This is a genomic window from Bradyrhizobium sp. FW305-F6 (assembly GCF_058782905.1).
Map to the genome: position 1 here is coordinate 13,713 of NZ_JBYSYD010000013.1, position 20,334 is coordinate 34,046.

The 20,334-nt window shown below is 59.9% G+C and carries 21 protein-coding genes and 1 pseudogene; 11 read left to right on the top strand and 11 right to left on the bottom strand.

Going from position 1 to position 20,334, the window contains the following annotated elements; all coding sequences use genetic code 11:
- Positions 1-292 precede the first annotated feature (292 nt).
- From AC3WLX_RS35235 to AC3WLX_RS35270, 8 genes are all read right to left on the bottom strand, one after another.
- A complete protein-coding gene (locus AC3WLX_RS35235) occupies positions 293-1,279 on the bottom strand; it encodes a TrbL/VirB6 family protein (RefSeq protein ID WP_024343415.1) in 987 nt (328 codons plus the stop codon).
- A gap of 11 nt (positions 1,280-1,290) precedes the next feature.
- Positions 1,291-1,536 carry an EexN family lipoprotein gene (locus tag AC3WLX_RS35240; protein WP_024343416.1) on the bottom strand — a complete coding sequence of 82 codons (246 nt, stop codon included), beginning with the start codon at positions 1,534-1,536 and terminating at the stop codon, positions 1,291-1,293.
- The gene (gene virB5 / locus AC3WLX_RS35245) at positions 1,533-2,255 is read right to left on the bottom strand and encodes a P-type DNA transfer protein VirB5 (protein WP_024343417.1); all 723 of its coding nucleotides are present in this window, start codon (positions 2,253-2,255) and stop codon (positions 1,533-1,535) included. The genes AC3WLX_RS35240 and virB5 overlap by 4 nt, the downstream gene beginning before the upstream one ends.
- Positions 2,252-4,618, bottom strand: a complete 2,367-nt coding sequence (locus tag AC3WLX_RS35250) for a VirB4 family type IV secretion/conjugal transfer ATPase (protein ID WP_024343418.1) — start codon at positions 4,616-4,618, stop codon at positions 2,252-2,254. Before AC3WLX_RS35250 ends, virB5 begins: the two co-directional genes overlap by 4 nt.
- Positions 4,611-4,949, bottom strand: a complete 339-nt coding sequence (locus tag AC3WLX_RS35255; RefSeq protein ID WP_024343419.1) for a VirB3 family type IV secretion system protein — start codon at positions 4,947-4,949, stop codon at positions 4,611-4,613. Before AC3WLX_RS35255 ends, AC3WLX_RS35250 begins: the two co-directional genes overlap by 8 nt.
- Positions 4,949-5,245 carry a TrbC/VirB2 family protein gene (locus AC3WLX_RS35260; protein ID WP_024343420.1) on the bottom strand — a complete coding sequence of 99 codons (297 nt, stop codon included), beginning with the start codon at positions 5,243-5,245 and terminating at the stop codon, positions 4,949-4,951. The genes AC3WLX_RS35255 and AC3WLX_RS35260 overlap by 1 nt, the downstream gene beginning before the upstream one ends.
- Positions 5,246-5,320: 75 nt before the next feature.
- Positions 5,321-5,890 carry a lysozyme family protein gene (locus tag AC3WLX_RS35265; RefSeq protein WP_024343421.1) on the bottom strand — a complete coding sequence of 190 codons (570 nt, stop codon included), beginning with the start codon at positions 5,888-5,890 and terminating at the stop codon, positions 5,321-5,323.
- A gap of 45 nt (positions 5,891-5,935) precedes the next feature.
- Positions 5,936-6,571, bottom strand: coding sequence for an acyl-homoserine-lactone synthase (locus AC3WLX_RS35270; protein WP_024343422.1), 636 nt, complete (start codon positions 6,569-6,571; stop codon positions 5,936-5,938).
- 205 nt (positions 6,572-6,776) lie between these two features.
- Between AC3WLX_RS35270 and AC3WLX_RS35275 the strand changes: the two genes are divergently transcribed.
- From AC3WLX_RS35275 to AC3WLX_RS35295, 5 genes and pseudogenes are all read left to right on the top strand, one after another.
- The gene (locus AC3WLX_RS35275) at positions 6,777-7,517 is read left to right on the top strand and encodes a helix-turn-helix transcriptional regulator (RefSeq protein ID WP_024343423.1); all 741 of its coding nucleotides are present in this window, start codon (positions 6,777-6,779) and stop codon (positions 7,515-7,517) included.
- A 187-nt stretch (positions 7,518-7,704) separates the two neighbouring features.
- Positions 7,705-8,008 (top strand): annotated as a pseudogene (locus AC3WLX_RS35280) (transposase zinc-binding domain-containing protein); the annotation flags it as partial.
- Between the two features lie 594 nt (positions 8,009-8,602).
- Entirely contained in the window at positions 8,603-10,444 is a 1,842-nt protein-coding gene (gene ftsH, locus AC3WLX_RS35285; protein ID WP_024342346.1) for an ATP-dependent zinc metalloprotease FtsH, read from the top strand.
- Between the two features lie 493 nt (positions 10,445-10,937).
- Positions 10,938-11,702, top strand: a complete 765-nt coding sequence (locus tag AC3WLX_RS35290; protein WP_024342345.1) for an NADH dehydrogenase ubiquinone Fe-S protein 4 — start codon at positions 10,938-10,940, stop codon at positions 11,700-11,702.
- 669 nt (positions 11,703-12,371) lie between these two features.
- Positions 12,372-12,641, top strand: coding sequence for a hypothetical protein (locus AC3WLX_RS35295; protein ID WP_080672325.1), 270 nt, complete (start codon positions 12,372-12,374; stop codon positions 12,639-12,641).
- 463 nt (positions 12,642-13,104) lie between these two features.
- Here AC3WLX_RS35295 and AC3WLX_RS35300 read toward each other — a convergent pair whose 3' ends face one another.
- The gene (locus AC3WLX_RS35300; protein WP_155248720.1) at positions 13,105-13,476 is read right to left on the bottom strand and encodes a hypothetical protein; all 372 of its coding nucleotides are present in this window, start codon (positions 13,474-13,476) and stop codon (positions 13,105-13,107) included.
- 139 nt (positions 13,477-13,615) lie between these two features.
- Positions 13,616-14,068 carry an Hsp20 family protein gene (locus AC3WLX_RS35305; protein ID WP_024342340.1) on the bottom strand — a complete coding sequence of 151 codons (453 nt, stop codon included), beginning with the start codon at positions 14,066-14,068 and terminating at the stop codon, positions 13,616-13,618.
- Positions 14,069-14,793: 725 nt separating this feature from the next.
- Here AC3WLX_RS35305 and rpoH point away from each other — a divergent pair.
- A complete protein-coding gene (gene rpoH / locus AC3WLX_RS35310; protein ID WP_029674525.1) occupies positions 14,794-15,687 on the top strand; it encodes an RNA polymerase sigma factor RpoH in 894 nt (297 codons plus the stop codon).
- Between the two features lie 39 nt (positions 15,688-15,726).
- Here rpoH and AC3WLX_RS35315 read toward each other — a convergent pair whose 3' ends face one another.
- Positions 15,727-15,957, bottom strand: coding sequence for a hypothetical protein (locus tag AC3WLX_RS35315; protein ID WP_024342338.1), 231 nt, complete (start codon positions 15,955-15,957; stop codon positions 15,727-15,729).
- A 276-nt stretch (positions 15,958-16,233) separates the two neighbouring features.
- Here AC3WLX_RS35315 and groES point away from each other — a divergent pair, with 276 nt between their 5' ends.
- The 5 genes from groES to AC3WLX_RS35340 all read left to right on the top strand — a co-directional run bounded on the left by groES (position 16,234) and on the right by AC3WLX_RS35340 (position 20,210).
- The gene (gene groES / locus AC3WLX_RS35320) at positions 16,234-16,548 is read left to right on the top strand and encodes a co-chaperone GroES (protein ID WP_028139166.1); all 315 of its coding nucleotides are present in this window, start codon (positions 16,234-16,236) and stop codon (positions 16,546-16,548) included.
- 36 nt (positions 16,549-16,584) lie between these two features.
- Entirely contained in the window at positions 16,585-18,207 is a 1,623-nt protein-coding gene (gene groL, locus AC3WLX_RS35325) for a chaperonin GroEL (protein WP_028139167.1), read from the top strand.
- A 188-nt stretch (positions 18,208-18,395) separates the two neighbouring features.
- The gene (locus tag AC3WLX_RS35330; protein ID WP_024342335.1) at positions 18,396-18,725 is read left to right on the top strand and encodes a hypothetical protein; all 330 of its coding nucleotides are present in this window, start codon (positions 18,396-18,398) and stop codon (positions 18,723-18,725) included.
- A gap of 519 nt (positions 18,726-19,244) precedes the next feature.
- The gene (locus AC3WLX_RS35335) at positions 19,245-19,703 is read left to right on the top strand and encodes an Hsp20 family protein (RefSeq protein WP_024342333.1); all 459 of its coding nucleotides are present in this window, start codon (positions 19,245-19,247) and stop codon (positions 19,701-19,703) included.
- 174 nt (positions 19,704-19,877) lie between these two features.
- Positions 19,878-20,210 carry a hypothetical protein gene (locus tag AC3WLX_RS35340; RefSeq protein WP_024342332.1) on the top strand — a complete coding sequence of 111 codons (333 nt, stop codon included), beginning with the start codon at positions 19,878-19,880 and terminating at the stop codon, positions 20,208-20,210.
- The last annotated feature ends 124 nt before the right edge of the window (positions 20,211-20,334 follow it).

Sequence of the window (20,334 nt, forward strand, 5' to 3'; positions counted from 1 at the left end):
GCACCCAGTTGCGAGGAGAGTGCCGCCGGGTTGGTCTCACCTTTGCGGATGACTGGTGCTGGAGCGGATGGCGCAGGTGGCGGCTCGGGTGCCGCCAACGGCGTGTTGGTCTCCCAATCCCACAGCGAACGATTGAGCGGCCGCCGAGCTTGGCCATCACATGACGGTGGTCCCTTTGACCAGATCGCGCATCCGCCAAGCTGAAACGCGATCACGCAGATGATAAATAGTCGACGCCACATCGTTCTGATGCCCCTGTTTGTCTTTGTCGTCTGATACCGACGATGATTGCCTACGCCGCCGTGGACCCCTGCGATCGCGTGCGCCGCATACTGCCGCCTTGCCGGCTCGCTCGGAGTGCGTCGAGACCGCGGCTGGCCGACCAGCGGGCACCGGCATAAGCGCCGCCGGCTGCGGTCGTGGCGTTGGCGATCATGGGGCTCGTGACGAGCCGGCTTGCCAGCGACGCACCACCTCCGGCGAGGCCGCCTGCGATGACCGGCAGTTGAAGCGAGATGTAACCGGACAGGCCGAGCACCGCGCTGATGGCGACAGCGGCCACCACCATCTCCCCAGCCGTGCCGGCGTTTGCCGCAAACCTGTCGATGAAGCCGGTAACAGTCGTTAGCATCAGTCCGACCAGAGCGACCACGAGGACCAGGAGGATCACGAAGTTCGCGACTTGCCGAAGCCAGGCTTCCGTAAACGGCCGCGTGGCCTCAAAGAGTCCAAGCGCAATGAAGATCGGGCCGAGCGCGATCACAACGCCCAAACCAACCTTGGCATAGAGCAGGATGGCAAACTGCAAGAAGGAGCCCACCGCCACAAAGACTAGGAGAATGGCGGCGACCAGCGCTGGTGCGATGTTGGTCAGTCCGGCCTGTTTGTAGATCTTATTAGCGACATCAATGCCTTTGGTCAGAAGCTGATCGAACGGAACTCCGGAATTGGTATTCAGCCCGGCACCCGCCAAGGCATTGCCAATCTCCTTCGGCAAGGAATCGAAAAACAGCCCCGTGACGTATTGCTGGAACGCGCTCGAGTTGGTCGCTAGCAGAACCACAACCACGATCCGCATCGCCCGCCAGGCAAATTCCATGATTGGTTCGGAGATTGCGCCGCGCATCACCGCAAAACCGTAGAAGATGACATAGAGCATCACGGCCGTGCGGAGGGGACCATCAATGTAGGAGGCAAGATTCGATACCGAGGTCGACACGAATGCCGTGATCGGCTGCTCGAACTCCTTCAGAAAGCTATCAAAGACGTTTATGGCCATCGCGGCGATCCTTACTTCAGGGCGTCTTCCATCTCTTGGACGGTAATCTTGTTGCGAGCCTCGTTCGCGTTGATGCAGTTCGGCGTCTTCGCGAACTCTCCGGGATTGTCGCCGCACGTAGTGAGAACCGCCGCAAGCTCGTCCCGATGGTCGAGGTACCAGCCGACCGTGTTTGTGCGCTCGCTCTTGTTGTCCTCGTTACAGCCTGCAAGAACAGCGACGAGAGTGAGTACCAAAATGGAGGTGTTCAATTTCATTGCAGCGCCGCGCTCATTTCATCGATCAGTTGCTGTTGTTTCTCGCGCTCCCGCTGGCCATCCATGTCGGTGCGGGCCTGCTGTATCATTGCAAGACCCTGCATCCGCAGCACGTCGTTCTGCAGCAACGCCTGTTCGGCTTGCAGCCGCGCGGACAGATCGAGCGTCTCCTTGACGTCGGTGGCCGAGCTGATGCGCGTTCTCAAGTCTTCGAGTGCTTCGATACGCTGCGATGCTGTGTCATAGACAGCCTGGCCCATGGAGTGCTTGGCGCCAGTCTGCCGTGCGATCCGGTCGAGCTCGCTCTGATAATACGAATTGCCGCTGTTGCCGGCATAGGCGCGGTTCTGCGAAAGATAATGGTTCATCGCGTCGGCGAAGTTGCCGCCACCCTGCCCCGCGACAAGGCGTTCGATATCGGAGAACTGTTGGGGCAGAACTTTCCGGAACTGCGGCGTGTTCAAGAGCGCGCCAATGTCGTTCGCGTTGGTCCGCTTGTTGAAACTGTCATAGAGCTGCTTGGCCTGGTTCAATTGGTCCTGCGCCACCTTGAGCTGGGACGTCAGGGTATCGACCTGCTTCTTCAGTTCCGTCAGCTGCTCGAATTGCCGCGCATAGACGCTAGGATCGAACACAATCTCGGCTCCCGCAGGTGATGTCATCACGAGGGTCAGGACTGAGACGGATGTGAGAACCATCGGGATACGCAGAGCCGTCATCGGACTGTCCTCCGTTCGGCGTGAAAGACCGGCAGCCAGCGGACCGGATCGTCGCCGACCTCCGCCCGAATGCGGTCCAGCAGTTCGACCGTCTCCGTGCGTCCGGACAGCACAGCGAGCGCATCGTCGAAACCGCTGAGATCAAGTTCCGCCACCACCGAGTTGTGGCCCTGCTTGACGAGAAACCGTCGGCTTTCGGGCGCGAGCTCCTCCTTGATCAGGCGGAATTCCGTGTCGGTCAGATGGAATCCATCGACATAGTCCGAGCGTGTTCCCCGCGCGTTTGGCAGGAAGATTTGCGTGGGACACTGTTCGACAATGGTGTGTGCGATCGGGGAAGCCAGCGCATCGCGTGGTGACTGCGTGCCGAACACCATGACGCCGTTCTGCTTGCGGATGGTTTTCAGCTTGTTGTTGGCGAGATCCCGAAACGCCTCGTCGCCAAGCGCCTTCCAGAACTCGTCGATGTCGATGATCAGGCGCCGTCCGTCGATCAGGCGCTCAACGCGATGGAACAGGTACATCATGAGCGGTGTGCGAACGGTGGGATGATCCAAGAGATCGGTCATGTCGAAGCCGATGAACCGGGCCTCTAGCCCGATCGCATCCTGCTCGCCATCCAGCACCCAGCCGAAAGGTGCGCCCCGGCACCATCGCTCCAACCGGGCGCCGATCCCTTCGCGATCCTGTTGGCCGAGAAAAGCCCGCAGCGCCCCGAACGAGCGTTCCGCCTGCCGCAGCTGCCCAAGCGCTCGCAAGCCGGAGTCGATCCGCTCCTCCTCGGTGACGGTCAGCGGACGGGTTTCCGGTGTGACAAGCTTTCGGACGAGTGCGCCCAGGAAGGAAAGATTGGCTGGCGTCAGCTCCAGCGCCTTGAGCGGCGCACAGCCGGTCCCAACGCCGTTGTGGAGCGTCAGATAGGTCCCGCCGGCGGCGCGGACGAAGATCTCGGCCCCGCGGTCCTTGTCGAAGAAGACGTAAGTCGCGCCGAGCCGCTCGGCCTGCGACAGCAGGAAGTTCTGCACGACGGTCTTGCCAGACCCGGAGGGGCCGCAGATGAAGGTATTGCCAAGATCGCCGTGATGGAACGAGAAGTAGAACGGCGAGCCGGACGCGGTCTTGAGCATCGCAACCGCCGGTCCCCAAAGGTTGCCGGCAGGCTTTCCGGTCGGATAGGTGTGGAACGGAGAGAATGCCGCGAAATTGCGCGAGCTGATCGCGCCGGTTCGCGCCCGATACTTGAACAGCCCCGGGAGCTGCGCCCAATAGGCCGCCTCAAGGCCGAGATCTTCGCGGGCCACCACGGCGCCCGCGTCGGCCAAAGCGCGCCGGGCCACGCTCATGTGATCCTGGAGCTGCGAAGGCGTCTCGGCATAGATCAGCAGCGAGAGATGATGATCTCCAAGCACGAACCTGTTGGATTCGAGATCGTCGAGCGCGTCAGAGAGCTCATCGACCTGCGAGGCCGCCGGATCCTGGGCTGAGACCAGCTGGTTCTGTTTGCGCGTCAGGACAGTCTTGGCGTCTGCTTTCGACAAAAACGCCAAGGATTGGGTGAGGATAACCTCGAAAGGCGCGGAAAGCAGCGCGTTCAACAGGCCAGGCCTTGTCGACGCCGGATATTCCTTAAGCCCAAACATGCCGCCGAAGCGCGATCCGCCCGCGCTGCGGATTTCGATGGCCTCACGGCCGAAGATGACGCGGTTTGAGTAAAGTGCCGGGCCAATCGGTCCTTGTGGCAATGGCATCGGCATCCACTCGCCGGAGACGACGGTATGGAGCAGTTCCATTGGCTCTGAGAATACGATGCCGTCGCGCTCAATCAGTCCGAGGGCACGGGCGCCGTAGCGCTCCAATGCCGCGACCATATCGCGCGTGGCATCGTTGAGCCGCTTGATGCCGGCGCTGTCGACTTCGAGGGAAGCCGCAGCGCTCCAGCCAAGCCGTTTGAAGAACGCAGCCGCGGCGTCGGTGGGGGCGCGCCCGGGATGCCACACCAGCGTCAGATAGAGATCGTTGCGAAATAGCGCCGCCTTGCGGAGCTGGTCGCGATATTGCGCGTCTAGCGAAGCTGAAAATGGCGATCGGAATGCACCGTCCGGATAGTCCGACGTCCGGCGTCGGGCCAGATGGGTCCAGAGCGCCAGCCGCGGATCTGCAACATTGCGCATGGTGAGATTGAGCTTGGCATGCAGGTCGTTCAGATCCGCCGTCTCAGCGGTCTCAAACGAGGCGCCGTCGAGCCGGATCACCGTCAGCAGAGCGCGCGTTGTAAGACTGATGACCGTATCGGTGACGTGTCGGCCGAACGGCAGGTAGACATCGGGCCCGATCTCCCGGGTTTTGAGCGCTGCGTTACGCATAGCCAAGGTCTCGTGCTCGATATCGCCGAACGAGCTTGAGCGGCGTGCAGGACGATCCGCCCCAGAATGATCCATTGCGCGTGCGTCCGCGGGTTTCGATCCAGGCGAGCAGAATCCGGAACATGTTGGGGTCATACCGACAGATGACGCGGCAAAGACCATGGATCGGGATCGCAACCAGGCCGTAGATGATGCTTCCGGCCTCCAGGAACAGGATGCAGGAAAACATCACGTTAAGCGCCATGGCTTCCATGGTGACTCCGGCAATCATGGCCGGCCGCGTGCAGGCGAGGAATAAGGTATCCTCCGTGAGACGCGTGGCCTCAATCATCAACGACCCCCGGTCAGGGTCGAGACCACTTCGGAGGCGCCGAACGTAATGGCGACGCCGAGTACGACATAGGCGGCCTTGCGCAGATCGAGATAGCCGAACATCCAGGCGATGCCGACGATGATGACCGCCAGCGTCGCCAGCAGGCGCGCGACGTTGCCGGTGAGCATGTTGACGATGTTCTGCAGCACACCCTCGATGTTCGCGGTCTGCGCGAGCGCAGGCTCGACCAAGGCGATGCTGAGAACGGCCCCCATGCACACGAGTGTAGCGGCTTGTTTAACACGAGAAGTCATGACGACTGAGCTCCGATTGCAGTGCAGCCGGACCAGCCCGGACCGCGGTTTTGAATTGAGGCAAAACAAAAGAGTTCATAATCGCCCATAGACGAAGGCTGACGTGCCAAGGCCCGAGCGATAGACGTCCCAGTTCGGACGCTCCCTGATGGCGGGAGCTGGCGCGTTGAGATTCGGGGTCTCGCCGGTGGAAATGTCGGCATCGCCGGGCGGGGTTCGGGGCTCGGGCGTTGTTCGGGAAGTGTTAGTCGCGAAGCTCGCGACGACCCTGGCAATGGCCTGATCATGGCCGGAGGCGTTCACGTTCGCTGCTTGCAATCGGGCCTGGAATAATCTGCCGAGCCCCGCGATGTGCTTGCAGGCGTCGAAGGTCGTGGTAGCTGTCAGTCCGGCCTCTTTCATGTCCGCGGCATCAAGCTGAGCGAGACCGGTCCGGACCGGCTGGCCGGTGGCGATGGCTTCGGTCGCGAACTGGATCGCTTCGTCACGGTCACTTGCCTGAATCGGAACCGGTTTGCGCGCCTGAACTGTGATCAGCAGCGGCTCGAACGAGCTCGCCTTCCGCACAATGGCCGTAAGCGGCCGAACCAGTTCTGGCGTCGGGGCGCACCGTTCGGCTAGAGCCGCGAATGCAGCTGGATCCATTTTGATAGCCTCTTGTTATTGCCAGGAGCTGCAGAGCGCTCGACGCTATGCCGCGAGCGCCGTGCTCGACGGAGCCTCAATCGCCGGCTTCGAAATCTTGCCGGCTGCCCGGATCGCCCGGAGGGCGTCATCGGTGACTGGCAACAGTCCTGCGACGGCCGTGGTGGTTCCGATTTGACGCGGCGTGCCGAGGCGATCGAGATGCCATCCCGCTCGGCGCAGGATGCGCTCCAGGCGCAGATCAGTAACCGTTGCGATGGCTTGCAGGCCGCACTGCTGGCCCCATTCAATCATTGCCGCAAAGAGCAGGAACGTCGCTTCCCGCAAGCCGTTGGCGGCTGTAGCCGCGACGTTTTTGGTATCCACGCAAAAACGCGAACTCTCCCAGATACTGGCTGCTCTGGGCGCCGCGTGGCCATCCAGCAACACTGGGAACGTGTCGGCAAGCATGTTGCGCCCGGTGGTGGGCAGCAAGCGAACACAACCGACAACCTCGCGCCGTTCGACCACCAATAGATAAGTCGGCCTGAAGGCGTCGTACTGATCAATCTCCATGCCACCTGTGACAGAGACGTCCCAGTCGAGCCGCTCCTTGAACACGCGCGCCCGCAGACGGTGCATTCCCATTGTTAGTTCAGAGTCGTGCAGGAGCGCCATACGCGTGCGCGCAATGACCTTCATTCTTAACCTCTCGCTTACGAATCACAGCTTCGAGATCAAGAGAGCAGGCGCGGTCACGGCGTTGCGCTGTCAGTTCTGACAGGGCTGTTTGGAATCGTTCTTGCCGCAAAGCTGCCGCAAGGCCGCAATACACACCCACACGCAGCGCGCGAATGTTGCGCGGCTGTCGCGTTTGGGAACCAGAGAAAGTTCTAAAAGGGGTGCAATGAAGAATGTCAAAAGAGCATGCGATGAGTTTGTCGATTGCCTTCACTCTGCCCATACGGAAGATGATTTTAGACGCGTCGCGGAGCGAACCGCGCATGCATTGGGCTTTCGCTGGTTCGCCTATTTTGGCCACCGCGCGAATGGCCCCAAGCTGATCTCTTCCTATCCGAAGAGTTGGACCAACCACTATTTTCGGGAAAGATATCACAACATCGATCCCGTTCTTCAGGATCCGCGAAACACAAGCCGGATGTTTCTGTGGGATGGACGTGAAGCGCGAAGCGCAAAGTCGGCGAAAGAACGCCGTCTGTTTGACGATGCGCTCAGCTTCAAGATCAGGACCGGTCTTACGATTCGCGTTCCGGCAAGACAGAATCAGTTCGCAGCGTTCACGTTAGCGGTAGACGACCGCAGCATTGGACTCGATCGTTTTATCGAGACCTCGCAAGATATGCTTGAAAGGATGGGTCTCACCTTTCATGCGCATGTTAACGCCGCCCGAATCGGACGCGCGCCCCCGGACTCTAAGCAGGAAAGTCCCCTCACTCAGCGCGAGCGGCAGTGTCTCGAGTGGATTTCTGATGGCAAGACGATGCAGGACATCGCGGAGCTTCTCGGAGTTTCTCCTCGTGGGGTGAAGTATCATCTTGATAATGCCAGGCGAAATCTTGCTGCACTGACCCTTCCCCACGCCGTGGCCCTCGCCTTTCGGCAGGGATTGCTGCCAATGTGCGTATAATAGCCGTCCGGGTCGGCAACCGTGGCTCAAAGATCGATGGGTTAACGACGAGCGCGAAAGGAGATATGTGACGAGTTTCTTCATAAGTTGACGCCCTGTCGCCAGCAGAACGATCAGCGAGGTCATGAGCCCGCTGGAGCATATCGCACTTGAGCCTCAAGGAGATACAACCAAGGCTGACGCGCGCGTGTCATGCCTGGCCTTTGAGGTTGCGGACATCTTTTGCGACCATGGCGCGGCATGACGTCAAGCACATGCCGGCCATGTTAGCCTCGACCAATTGAAGGTAATGTCGGCGATCGAGCGCTGCAGCGCCGCGTCACTTGGTGAACATTTCGCGTGTTGAGCGGACTGCGTGTTTAGCACGACCGCCTACAAAATCTTGCCGCAACCGGCACTGCCCGGCCAAGGCCGCCGCCGAAGACTGGCTCGCCGACCGCGATACTGAGCTGTTGGGGGTACCGTACTGTCACATGGCGTTAACGCTGCCCGGAGACCAGAGGACAGACGCGCCACCCGACCGTGTCCTTCGCGAGGACGTCGAAGCGTCCTACTTAAGAATCGGTAACCACGAGGCGGACGCTTTCGGAATCAAGCCGCAAACCATACTACTGCCTTTGATTTTAGCAGTGTTGTCGCAGACCGGTCTTACACCCTCCACACTTACACCGATGCCGCGCTGAACATGCTACGCCACATGCGGAATTCGTTTGGGCTATGAAGCTGCCTCTTTCGGCGGCCTCTTCGTTCTGGCCCACCGCCACTGCTCACCACTCCGGTTGACGGACAGTGTTCTGCGGTCTTGGCCACCAACCTTGTTCTCCGAAAAAGGCGCGAGGCACTATGTCAAGGAGCAGTCATCGGGTGCTCGTTGCCCGACCTGGCGTCGCCTCAAGATGCATGAACTCATTCTAGGCGACGAGCAATGGCCAAAGAAGCGATCTACAATCTTACGACTGCTCAGTTGGGCATCCTCCAGCGAAATTGCAGCCGGCTGATAGTCTCGTAACACAACGTTGAAACCAAGACCACGTCAAAGGCGTTTGGGCAAAGTTGGTTGCACATTATACATTAGGGGTCTGGCCATGACAAACAAAACCCGCTTCAATATCGGATACGCTCTTGTCGCCGTTTTTGCGGTCTTCTTCATTCAGTATCTTATCGCGACGGCTACGCAGATCGCTGTCATTCCTTACAGCGAATACCTACAGCTGCTACAGCAGGGCAAAGTCGACGCCGTCGGCATCTCCGACCGCACATTGCAGGGTACGTTAAAGGAGCCGCTGCCGGGTGGTCAGAAAAGATTTGTGACCACGCGCGTCGACCAGGACGTGGCGCAAGAACTCCAAAAGCACAACGTCCGGTTCACCGGGCAAATCGAGAGCACCTTTCTGCGAGACCTCCTCTCCTGGGTGATGCCCGTACTGCTTTTCTTTGGGCTATGGTGGTACATCGGCCGTCGCATGGCTGAGGGAGGTGGTCTTGGCGGCGGACTAATGGCGATCGGCAAGAGCAAGGCCAAGATCTATGTCGAATCCAACACTGGCGTGACGTTTGCCGATGTAGCGGGGGTAGACGAAGCCAAGGACGAATTGCGCGAGGTCGTCGAATTTCTAAAAAATCCTACCGACTACAGTCGTCTTGGTGGCCGCATGCCTAAGGGCGTGCTGCTGGTTGGCCCGCCGGGAACAGGCAAGACGTTGCTGGCGAAGGCGGTTGCGGGCGAAGCTCGGGTGCCTTTCTTCTCAATCTCGGGCTCTGAATTCGTAGAGATGTTCGTGGGTGTTGGCGCTGCCCGGGTGCGCGACCTATTCCAGCAAGCTCACGAGAAGGCGCCGGCGATCATCTTCATTGACGAACTCGACGCCCTTGGCCGAGCCCGCGGTATCGGCCCCTTCGCCGGCGGGCACGACGAGAAGGAACAGACGCTCAACCAGCTGCTGGTCGAACTCGACGGCTTCGATTCCCGCTCCGGGCTCGTCATCCTCGCCGCAACCAACAGGCCGGAAATCCTCGACCCTGCCCTGTTGCGCGCTGGGCGCTTTGACCGACAGGTCTTGGTCGACCGCCCCGACAAGAAGGGCCGTATCGATATACTCAACGTCCACATGAAGAAGGTGCGGCTCGCAGGTGACGTCCAGCCAGAAGCCGTTGCGGCCTTAACACCCGGATTCACCGGGGCCGACCTTGCCAACCTTGTTAATGAGGCCGCTCTTCTAGCCACACGCCGTGGGGCCGAAGCGGTTAGCATGAGCGATTTCAACAACGCGGTGGAGCGCATGGTCGCCGGTTTGGAAAAGCGCAACCGGCTGCTCAATCCCAAGGAGCGCGAGATCGTTGCTTACCACGAGATGGGCCACGCGCTCGTCGCGCTCTCACTGCCCGGTGTCGATCCTGTGCACAAGGTCTCGATCATCCCCCGCGGAGTCGGCGCACTGGGCTACACTATTCAGCGGCCCATCGAGGACCGATTCCTGATGACCAAAGAGGAGTTGGAAAACAAAATGGCCGTACTTCTCGGCGGCCGTGCGGCTGAGCTAGTTGTGTTTGACCATCTATCGACGGGAGCCGCCGACGATCTGCGGCGGGTAACCGATATCGCGCGAAGCATGGTGACTCGCTATGGCATGTCGGAGCAACTCGGCAGCGTTGCCTATGACCGCGAGCCTGGCAATTTTCTCGGAGGACCCGATCAGACCTATCGAGCTCACGAGCGAGACTATGCGGAGGAGACCGCCGCTGCGATCGATCGCGAGGTGAAAGCGATTGTAGATCAAGTCTTCCAACGCACTCAGGGCCTCCTAAATACACGGCGTCCGGTCCTCGACCGCGCGGCAAAGAAGCTACTGGAGAAGGAAACGTTGGAGCAAAGTGACATTGACGTGTTGATACGGGAAATGCCCAGGGAGGGTCTGCGTGCGATCTGATTCACTTCCCACCTGCCCCGAGGGCGCAGGACGCCGCGTCTCCGCAATCACGAGCGCCTTCAACCCCTTGCGTCTCACAGAGCTCTGGTTTCCGCGATCGGTAGGTGAACCTCCCTCGTAGACTCAGTGAAGACGCCGGTCGATATCCCGAATTTTTGATGAGCACGGGTGTGTGCCTGGATACAGTCGGACGACGCCTTGCTTTACGGCCGGGAGCACCTGACGGCTCCGGCCGGAGTCTCATGGGGCGACGTCAGAGCTGCTGGAGGACAACAAAGAACCGTCCGAGCAACTTTCAAGTGGGTGAGCACGGGACAGCAGCGGCGCTGTTCTACTTTCTGGCGAGCTCTTGAAGGCTCGCGAGCAGATACCCAACTTGATGGCCGTGACGCTGCAAAAGAAGCGGCGCGAAATCATTCATTCAGTCATCCTTTGATAGGACTGCCACGAGGCGCGGCCAAACCGTGCGGTCCACGGATATGGGAGGGACAACATGAAGGTCGTGAAAACCAGAGTCTTGGAACAATCGGTATCAGAGGCTGTGTCTGCCAATGACAATCGTCCGGCAGACCAGCTTTTCACCCCGTCCGTCTTTCCGAAGGGTGCAATAGCCATCATCTTTAGGGCGTCGCCTTCGCCGATGAGTTCGGGAAGAGCTCATTGCCAAGACTGGCGGCTCGTCTTCAAGCGCCGCACCGCCCCTTACCTGGAGCCTTTGATGGGTTGGACCTCTGATGATGATCCGCTGGCCCAGGTCGAGCTCAAGTTTCCGACCCTGAGATCAGCACTTCGCTATGCTGAGCGGCAGGGGCTAAAATACGCTGTTCAGACGCCTTGGCACGAGCGCACGGAGTCATACGAAGTGGGCCCTGGAATTACGCGCGCCTTCTCCGATGCAACGCTCGAACGTCTGGGGCTTGGTGCCCTGCAAACGAGCTATACGGAGGCCATTGCAGGCGCCGAAGCCCGCCACGACCTGCGAGGGGACGAAGGGTGGGTTTCACCCATGGCAGTGGTGAAGGATGCCTCTCTCTCACTTGAGGCGAAACGCTCGATCCTGATAAACTGGGCCTGGACCGAATACCTGTTCGGGCAAGCTGACGCCGACGAAAAACCGCAAGGACAGCGGCAATCGCGGTTGCCTGAAGTCGAGTTCGCCTTGCTCGAGCTTGAACGGGCTGCCACTCATTCCAAGAGCCCTCCGCCGGAGGGCGCTTCTGTCCAAGACAACGAGTCTAGGACAGAACTGGCAGCATGAGGGCTCGCTGCCCTGCAGTTCGTCAGCTTTCAAGAGAAACGACGATCCGGCTCAACCGAGCGTCTTCGTGTCCCTTCGACAGCTTATGGATCACTCGGTCGAGATTTTCGCTGTGCGCGGCCAGAGCCATGCCTATCAGTGTTACGCCCCCAAAAGCCAGTCCAATCGCCCACAGCGCCCCATTCGGGAAAGCCGCGAATCAGCAGGCCCATGAGGCCCGCAATCAGTCAGCGCGTACGTGCCCTGCACGGTCCCGACCAACAGGGCTACCCCGGTAGGTAATTGCGACAGGGCGGAGAGCAATGACCACCAAAAACGCCCCGCACTCCTTTCGCCCAGGCCGTTAGGACCAGGTTCAAATCAGCGATGGAATTTGCGCTGGTCCGGCCATCGTTACGCGAACTCGACTGGGCCTTGACCCGCGCCGGTTATCGCTGATCGCGGCCGATGGGAGCTGACCCGCTCGTCCACGATTTGCGCGTCCGCGGCAAGGGAGCGGTAGCATCTCCGTTGCGCTGATGTCGTACAGACAACCGCACGGCGACGGACGTTTGTCACTTGAACTTGCCCCGGACACTTCTAATTCAGTCTATAGCTGAACAGCGGTTCGGCTAAGAGGACCATGATGAGATTAGTGCGGAGAGCGCGTAGAAGCTTGAGGGAAATGATATGAGAAAGCTTGCTCTTACAATCGTCGCGGCGGCAACGCTCCTCATCGGAACGATGGCGCCGGCTTCGGCCCATTGGCGTCACCATGGTTGGGGCGGCCCGGGTATCACTTCTGGGCTTGCTCTCGGATTGTTCGCGGGAACATTGGCGGCCGCTGCCGCGCCCCCGATCTATTATGGACCGGTCTACGGTCCGCCCTACTACTACGGCCGCCCATATCGGGTAGTCCGCTACTATCCGCCGGTTGATCCCTACTGGTACGCCTGGTGACGAGAAGAAGGCCCGGTTTCCGCCGGGCCTTCTTAGTGCCCGACACGGTGCTTCCGGGAATGAAACTCGATGGCTGGACGAGGTTGGCCTTGGCGAGGTGACCGAGTGTGTTGTTGGGGCGAAGATGCCGAAGGACAGTCTGCGGTCGCTGAGCAGCAATGTTGCGCCCTCGCGCACTCAGCTCGCGCGCCGCTTGTGAGCTCGGGGCGGCTCGATCGGCCAGCCGGTAGATGACGGCGCTCGAGAGATGAGGGCTGGCTGTCCCTCCTGTTGCGATGGCTGGCTCGGACGAGTGGGGTAGTTTTCGAGGTAGATCTGGCCAGCAACCAGCATGATTCCGGCAGATAGGAGCGGAAGGCTTGCTGTTACAATGTCGCTATAGTCGTCCATTTTCTGTCATATCCCTTAAGCGAGAGAAAACGTCTGCCATCTGTGATCGAAGTTTTGCCACAGCAAAGCTCGCCTAGCAGGCGGGCATGCTGGCTCGGTGTCGTCGCGGTGGTTGGGTCTGCTCCGCAGAACCCGAAGGTGTCGCGTTAAATACGGATTGGTCCACGGTCTTACCCTCGCGTTCCCGCATCACCGGCGCGACAAGCCGAAAGGCGATCGCAGAGCCGGGAATGGGGTCTTCACCCGCGCGCCTCACTAGTCCACGGTGGATGAGATCCTTCAGCGCGAGCCTGAACTCCTTCGCGGCTGCGTGCGTTCCGACGCTAACTTCCAGACTCTGCAATGTGATAGCCCTGCCATCGCTGCCGTGGCGCTCGAACGCAGCAAGCAGTTTACGTTTAATCTGCTCAAGATCGATAGGAACTGCTCTTTCCATGGCCTTCACTGTGGCTCTCTGATCAAGTCTCGATCCGGGCCAGCCGGAGTTCCTCCCTAGCGGAGAGACGAAGCGACTATCGGCTGAAATGCGGACAATGCTCCCGTGCGCGGCGCAGGCCGCGCGACGGGAGCGATTCGGCCAAGACTTAAGCCGTCTGCTTGTGCTCGAGCTTCTGATTGTCGTTGCCGGCCTGGATGGGAATCTGGCGCGGCTTTATCGCTTCGGGAACCTCGCGCACCAGCTCGATCTTGAGCATGCCGTCCACGAAGGAAGCGCCCTTCACCTGCACATATTCGGCCAGGTTGAACTGCCGACGGAACGGGCGGGACGAGATACCCTGGTACAGGAACTGATGGGCACCCTTGTCCGCCTTACGGCCTTCGATCGTCAGTACGTTCTGCTCAGCCGTGATCGTCACCTCATCAGGCGAGAAGCCGGCCAGAGCGAGCGAGATCTGATAGTGGTCCTCATCGCTCCGCTCAATGTTGTAGGACGGGTAGTTGTCGCCGGTCCATTGGGCGGAATCTTCGAGAAGATCGAATACGCGGTCGAATCCAACTGTCGATCGCCACAGCGGACTGAAGTCAAAGGTGGTCATAGCCACATCCTCCTTTCGAGCAACATGGTTACGAGCGCACGGACACCGTAGCTGGCGCCCGATCACCGGGTCCTCAGAGGCACCCGGAGCAGCGCATCGCCGCGCGCTGCACTCTTGGAATTAGAACGGGCTTGGCCGGTTTCAAGGCCCTTCGTATCGTGAGCCACCTCGATAAGAGGCTTCGAAGGCGTTGCCGACGGTCCGCGGATGCGCATGCGGTCGCTTGCCACCACCAGCCCATGCCGTATCGGCGACAAAATGGCGGGGATGACCTGATCCCTGAGTATGCGGCTCCGCGCCCGGGTTGAGAGGCCTGGGACAAGCGGATTTGCGCTCCACCTCAATCGAGCAGGTGACCGCGGGCACGATGGCAAGCCCACCGTTTTGGGACCGTCCATTCGTCCGGGGGATGGCGGCGGTTCGACAGGTCGTCCGAATTGACCGAGATTTTCCGACCAATGGGCTAGCCAGAACATGGAACAACCCGTTGGCTTCGCAGTTCTTTCGGCGCCGCCGGCCTGAGTTTCGCTGGGCGCCTTCTGGGCCCAGCTAAGCCGGGCAACGCGGCGGCTCGTACCATCTTGCTCCATGGAGGATTTGGATATGAAAGCCACCGGTCTCTTCACTTCGCGGTCTGCCGGTCTCACTTGCCTCGGTGGGCTCGCGCGGTCGCGCCTTCCCTTCAAACTCAAGAACAGCTCTGGCGCCTGAAGGGAGGGCAAGTCATGTCAATTGCCTCAGCCCTCCCTGCCATCCATTCGGAAGCCGGGTTGTCCCGGTATCTGCAACAGATCCGTAACTTTCCGCTGCTCGATGCGTCGGAAGAAGCGATGTACGCGAGGCGTCTTCGGGATTTTGGCGATCGCGAAGCTGCCTACCGTTTGGTGACGAGCCATCTACGGCTGGCTGCCAAAATCGCGCTGAAGTACCGGCGGTACGGTTTGCCGATTGCCGACCTTATCTCGGAAGCCAATGTCGGATTGATGCTGGCGGTCAAGCGGTTCGACCCTGAAAAGGGATTTCGCCTTGCCACCTATGCCACGTGGTGGATCAAGGCATCCGTGCAGGAATTCGTCCTGCGGTCCTGGTCACTGGTGAAGCTCGGCACGACGGCCGCACAAAAAAAGCTGTTCTTCAACCTTCGAAAGTTGAAGGCGCGTTTGGGTGCTCCGGAGGACGGCGAGCTTTCGGCGGAACAGATCAAACAGATCTCTGAGCACCTTCAGGTCAAGGAAGCCGACGTCGTCGAGATGAATGGGCGGATCCGTGGCGACATGACGCTGAACGTTCAGCTCAGTGACGAAGAAGGCGAACAATGGCAGGACAGGCTCGCCGATTCGTCGCCTGATCCTGAAACCCTGCTCGTGGAGACCGGAGACCGTGAACAGCGCAAGGCCGCACTCTCGGAAGCCTTAAGCGCGCTTTCGCCGCGAGAACGCACCATCGTCGAAGCGCGCTACATGGCAGAAGAGCAAAGAACACTGGACGATCTTGCTGCCAGGTTCGGGATCTCTCGCGAGCGAGTTCGCCAGATCGAGCAGCGTGCCTTGAAGCGTATCAAGGCGATGATCTGCGCTCGTCTCCCCGATCTTCAGACTGCATCAGCAGGGGCATACTAGGAGGATCACACAACCGCTGACCGGCTGCCGATCGATAGATCAGCAGCCGGTGCAGATGTCAGGCACAATGGCTTCCGCTGAGAATTCACGGTCCTTGCGGGCATCGGCCCTTGTTCTTGCGAGCTTGCCAGGCGGCTGTGAGCTTTGATTGCTCACGATTTGCTTAACGGCGGCGCCCGAGCCTCGCAACGCTCGCAGCGATTCCGCTTCCTTCGCCTGCAGCGAAACCATCATGCCGAGTAAAGCAGCGAATACCATCAAGGTCCGCATCTCTGATCACCCTCCTTTCGACGATGCTCCATGTGCTGCGTTGCTCCGCGGCCGAGCAACATCTCGGTTTGATGATCTAAGTTTTCAACTGCGCGGCGAGCGATTCCGAGGCCGATGAAGCTTCGAGCCGCGGGCGCTATCGATGAGCAGATTTGGGGCAGAAAATTTGCTCACTTCCACTTGAAAGTAGAACCCTCGCTCCTAGGTGGATTTTCGCCGGGGGCCGCTATGGACCCGGTTCTGTGGACATCGCTGACCTAGCCAAGGAGGATGTGCATGCATTTCCGTCCCTTGCACGATCGCGTGCTCGTGCGACGTCTCGACGCCGAAGAGAAGACCGCCGGCGGCATCATCATTCCAGACACCGCGAAGGAGAAGCCGCAACAGGGCGAGATTGTCGCCACCGGGCCCGGCGCACGCAACGAACAGGGCCAGCTCGTTCAACTCGACGTCAAGCCAGGCGACCGTGTCCTGTTCGGAAAGTGGTCTGGCACCGAAGTCAAGATCAACGGCGAGGAATTCCTGATCATGAAGGAAAGCGACCTTCTGGGTGTCATCGAGAAAACAGACACGGTCAAGAAGGCAGCGTAGCGCGCTGACAGTCATAGCGGAAAGGAGACTCAAGAAATGGCTGCCAAGGACGTGAAATTTGCAACTGAGGCCCGAGAGCGCATGCTGCGGGGCGTCGATACACTGGCAAACGCGGTGAAGGTCACACTCGGTCCGAAAGGACGCAACGTCGTCATCGAAAAATCGTTTGGTGCGCCGCGCATCACCAAAGATGGCGTGACCGTCGCCAAAGAGATCGAACTGGAAGACAAGTTCGAGAACATGGGCGCACAGATGGTGCGCGAAGTCGCGTCGAAGACGAATGATCTTGCGGGCGACGGCACCACCACGGCTACCGTGCTCGCTCAGGCCATCTTCAAAGAAGGCACAAAATCAGTCGCCGCCGGCATGAATCCCATGGACCTGAAGCGTGGCATCGATCTGGCTGTCGACGCTGTCGTGTCCGATCTGAAATCACACGCCAAGAAAATCACCTCCAACGATGAGATCGCCCAGGTGGGCACAATCTCCGCCAACGGCGACACCGAAATCGGCCGCTTCCTCGCCGACGCCATGAACAAGGTCGGCAGTGAGGGCGTGATAACCGTCGAGGAGGCCAAGAGCCTGCATACGGAGCTCGAAGTGGTCGAGGGTATGCAGTTCGACCGCGGCTACATCTCGCCATATTTCGTCACGAATCCCGAGAAGATGCGCGTCGAACTCGAGGATCCCTACGTCTTGATTCACGAGAAGAAGCTGTCCGGCTTGCAGACTATGCTGCCGCTTCTGGAGCAGGTCGTTCAGTCCGGTCAGCCGCTCCTGATCATCGCGGAGGATATCGAAGGCGAAGCGCTTGCGACATTAGTCGTCAACAGGCTACGAGGCGGACTGAAGGTCGCGGCCGTCAAGGCGCCGGGCTTCGGCGACCGTCGCAAGGCCATGCTGGAGGACATCGCGATCCTGACCGGCGGCAATGTTATCAGCGAGGACCTCGGCATCAAGCTGGAAAAGGTCACAGTGAAGATGCTTGGCCGGGCCAAGAAAGTGGTCATCGACAAGGACAACACCACCATTGTCGGCGGCGCGGGCGCCAAGAAAGATATCGAGGCGCGCGCCCAGCAAATCAGGCTTCAGATCGAGGAAACCACCTCCGACTATGATCGCGAAAAACTGCAGGAGCGGCTGGCGAAACTTGCCGGAGGCGTTGCGGTGATCCGCGTGGGCGGTGCGACGGAGGTTGAAGTCAAGGAGCGCAAGGAGCGGGTCGACGACGCGATGCACGCGACTCGCGCGGCGGTGGAGGAAGGCATTCTTCCCGGCGGCGGCGTTGCCCTTCTGCGTTCGCTCAAAGCGCTCGAGGCCATCAAGACCGCGAACGCGGACCAGAAGGCCGGTATCGAGATCGTTCGCCGCGCCATCCAGGTGCCGACTCGGCAGATCGTGCAGAACGCCGGCGAGGATGGCTCACTGATTGTCGGCAAGCTTCTGGAGCACCAGAACTATAACTGGGGCTTCAACGCGGCGACCGGCGAGTACGAGGACCTGGTGAAAGCCGGTGTGATCGATCCCGCCAAGGTCGTCCGCACCGCCTTGCAGGACGCCGCGTCCGTGGCTTCGCTGCTGATCACCACCGAGGCGCTCGTGGCCGAGAAGCCGAAGAAGGCAGAACCTGCTCCGGCAGCTCCCGCCATGGACTTCTAAACGTTAGAGTCCGGCCGAGGACGGCCGGGCTCTGCCGATACGAGGAGAGAATCAAAGAGGAGTCTCGCATGAACAGGTCTGATCATCGTCGGCTCAGGATGAAACAGGACGCGACCCATTGGTTCATGTTTTCCCTGAGCTTTCTCACTCTCGCCTGGGTCTGTTGTCGAACGATTGGAGGAGTATAGATGAGCCATCATCATACGTTCTCCGCCCGAACGGAGACCAAACACAACCTGCTGCGACACCTGCCGGCGCTCGCGATTGGCAGCGCAATTTCCATGACCGCCTTTGGTGCCTACGGCATGGACAGCCCGCGCGGAGCCGAGACGACGCAGAGTGCTTTCACCGGCCTGCCACTGCCGCCGATCCCTTATCTTGATACAATGCCGTGGATGAAATGGCAGCCTGAGGCAGCAAAGATGAAGATCGACATTTTGCTGCCGCCGGCCACTGCGCCGATGGGAATCTGGCCGCAGCCGACACCCCGTCCGGCCGGAGTGGCGGCAACAAGCTGAACGTCAGGGAGCGACCCTCCGGCCGCTCCCGCTGCAATGCATCAAGAGCGAGCGACGATCATGTCCGGACTAAATTCGGCGAGGCATTCCGCCCGCGGAGGGTCCGACGCAGCCTCAAGCACAGCTATCGCGCCTGGCGTCCGCGACTTTCTCATCCGGGGCAGCCAGAAGGTGATCGGTCACTACGAGCGCCTTCTTAAGACCGCGACGAGTGAGGAAGAGCGCCAGCTTTATCAATCCCGAATTGAGCGAGAGCGGCGAGCGATAGACGATCTACGCCAGGGCGCGCTCCTGGATCGCTTCGCCGCGTAGTGGCTAAGCAGCTTCTGTCAGAAAAAGTACGTATCGCCTCTTGAACTCACGCGTGTCGGTTCTAGTTCGATTCTCGACCGCGACTGCGGTGTGTCGAGCGCCAGGCCGGGCTCGGCACGAGGCGCTGGACTGGGCGTCTTCGACTCCAGCCGAAACTCCCGTCCTGCCTTAGCTTCGTATCCATATTGCTCTTTGGAGGACTTGGCTATGAGGACACCTGATTTTACGCCACTTTGGCGCAACACCGTCGGCTTCGACCATCTGGCTGACCTTGTCGACGGCATGTCGCGCCAGCCGACCGAGGACAACTATCCTCCGTACAATATCGAGCGGTCCGGTGAAGATCACTATCGAATCACGCTGGCCGTGGCCGGCTTTGGCGTCGACGACGTCTCCGTGACGGCCGAGCAGAATGCTCTCACGATCGAAGGCAAGAAGTCCGATGGTGCTGCACGCGAGTATCTGTACCAGGGTATCCCGGCGCGACCGTTCCGGAGGGTCTTCAGCCTCGCCGACTACGTGCAGGTGAAGCAGGCGATCTTCCAGGATGGCCTCTTGATCGTGGATCTCGTTCGAGAGATTCCGGAAGCCATGAGACCACGCAAGATCCAGATCGGAAGCGGAGAGGCCTCTTCTTCTCAAATTGAACAGAAGAAGGCAGCGTAGAATGGCCCGACACGGATGCTGAGTTGTGACCTTGAGCTAAGTCACACTTTCTCGGAGTGATCTCGCGGCAGACGTGATTGCGCACGAATACGAAACGCGGGTGGCGACGCATGCCGCGCCGCCGCTCATAACGCAAGCACCATCCCTTTAGAAAGGAGTGATAGGGAGGCACTCATGACGAACGTCAACATTGGCGGTGGCATGCATCCATTCTTCCACCCCGCCGCTCACTACAGTTCGCCGGTGGAAGTCCTGAATGACAAGGATCTCTCGATCCCTGAGAAGCGAATCATCCTGTCTTCATGGGCGTCCGACATGTACGCGGTCGAGTCCTGCCCCGATTTGCGGGAGATACCCGGCACCGGCAATTCGGTACGGTTGAGCGACATACTAGCAGCGTTGCGCCAGCTCGATGGCGGCGGCGATGACGATCCGCCCCGTGGCGGCGGCGTTCCCATGCGGTTGCGGCGGCCTTGGGCCGCCGCCGCGCGGTGGAGGTCACTGTGATAGTAACGGAAGCCGTTTTGGGCATCGTTCTGCTGGGCCACGCCGCAGCGGCTTGGGCAATTCCGATTATCGCATTGCAACGAGCGATTCTGCCTCCACTTGGTCCTTTCACGAGCATGCAACG

What these genes read in the sequence shown, in the direction of transcription:
- AC3WLX_RS35235 (WP_024343415.1), bottom strand. Translation starts at nt 1,279, where the DNA reads ATGGCCATAAACGTCTTTGATAGCTTTCTGAAGGAGTTCGAGCAGCCG.
- AC3WLX_RS35240 (WP_024343416.1), bottom strand. Translation starts at nt 1,536, where the DNA reads ATGAAATTGAACACCTCCATTTTGGTACTCACTCTCGTCGCTGTTCTT.
- virB5 (WP_024343417.1), bottom strand. Translation starts at nt 2,255, where the DNA reads ATGACGGCTCTGCGTATCCCGATGGTTCTCACATCCGTCTCAGTCCTG.
- AC3WLX_RS35250 (WP_024343418.1), bottom strand. Translation starts at nt 4,618, where the DNA reads ATGCGTAACGCAGCGCTCAAAACCCGGGAGATCGGGCCCGATGTCTAC.
- AC3WLX_RS35255 (WP_024343419.1), bottom strand. Translation starts at nt 4,949, where the DNA reads ATGATTGAGGCCACGCGTCTCACGGAGGATACCTTATTCCTCGCCTGC.
- AC3WLX_RS35260 (WP_024343420.1), bottom strand. Translation starts at nt 5,245, where the DNA reads ATGACTTCTCGTGTTAAACAAGCCGCTACACTCGTGTGCATGGGGGCC.
- AC3WLX_RS35265 (WP_024343421.1), bottom strand. Translation starts at nt 5,890, where the DNA reads ATGGATCCAGCTGCATTCGCGGCTCTAGCCGAACGGTGCGCCCCGACG.
- AC3WLX_RS35270 (WP_024343422.1), bottom strand. Translation starts at nt 6,571, where the DNA reads ATGAAGGTCATTGCGCGCACGCGTATGGCGCTCCTGCACGACTCTGAA.
- AC3WLX_RS35275 (WP_024343423.1), top strand. Translation starts at nt 6,777, where the DNA reads ATGAAGAATGTCAAAAGAGCATGCGATGAGTTTGTCGATTGCCTTCAC.
- ftsH (WP_024342346.1), top strand. Translation starts at nt 8,603, where the DNA reads ATGACAAACAAAACCCGCTTCAATATCGGATACGCTCTTGTCGCCGTT.
- AC3WLX_RS35290 (WP_024342345.1), top strand. Translation starts at nt 10,938, where the DNA reads ATGAAGGTCGTGAAAACCAGAGTCTTGGAACAATCGGTATCAGAGGCT.
- AC3WLX_RS35295 (WP_080672325.1), top strand. Translation starts at nt 12,372, where the DNA reads ATGAGAAAGCTTGCTCTTACAATCGTCGCGGCGGCAACGCTCCTCATC.
- AC3WLX_RS35305 (WP_024342340.1), bottom strand. Translation starts at nt 14,068, where the DNA reads ATGACCACCTTTGACTTCAGTCCGCTGTGGCGATCGACAGTTGGATTC.
- rpoH (WP_029674525.1), top strand. Translation starts at nt 14,794, where the DNA reads ATGTCAATTGCCTCAGCCCTCCCTGCCATCCATTCGGAAGCCGGGTTG.
- AC3WLX_RS35315 (WP_024342338.1), bottom strand. Translation starts at nt 15,957, where the DNA reads ATGCGGACCTTGATGGTATTCGCTGCTTTACTCGGCATGATGGTTTCG.
- groES (WP_028139166.1), top strand. Translation starts at nt 16,234, where the DNA reads ATGCATTTCCGTCCCTTGCACGATCGCGTGCTCGTGCGACGTCTCGAC.
- groL (WP_028139167.1), top strand. Translation starts at nt 16,585, where the DNA reads ATGGCTGCCAAGGACGTGAAATTTGCAACTGAGGCCCGAGAGCGCATG.
- AC3WLX_RS35330 (WP_024342335.1), top strand. Translation starts at nt 18,396, where the DNA reads ATGAGCCATCATCATACGTTCTCCGCCCGAACGGAGACCAAACACAAC.
- AC3WLX_RS35335 (WP_024342333.1), top strand. Translation starts at nt 19,245, where the DNA reads ATGAGGACACCTGATTTTACGCCACTTTGGCGCAACACCGTCGGCTTC.
- AC3WLX_RS35340 (WP_024342332.1), top strand. Translation starts at nt 19,878, where the DNA reads ATGACGAACGTCAACATTGGCGGTGGCATGCATCCATTCTTCCACCCC.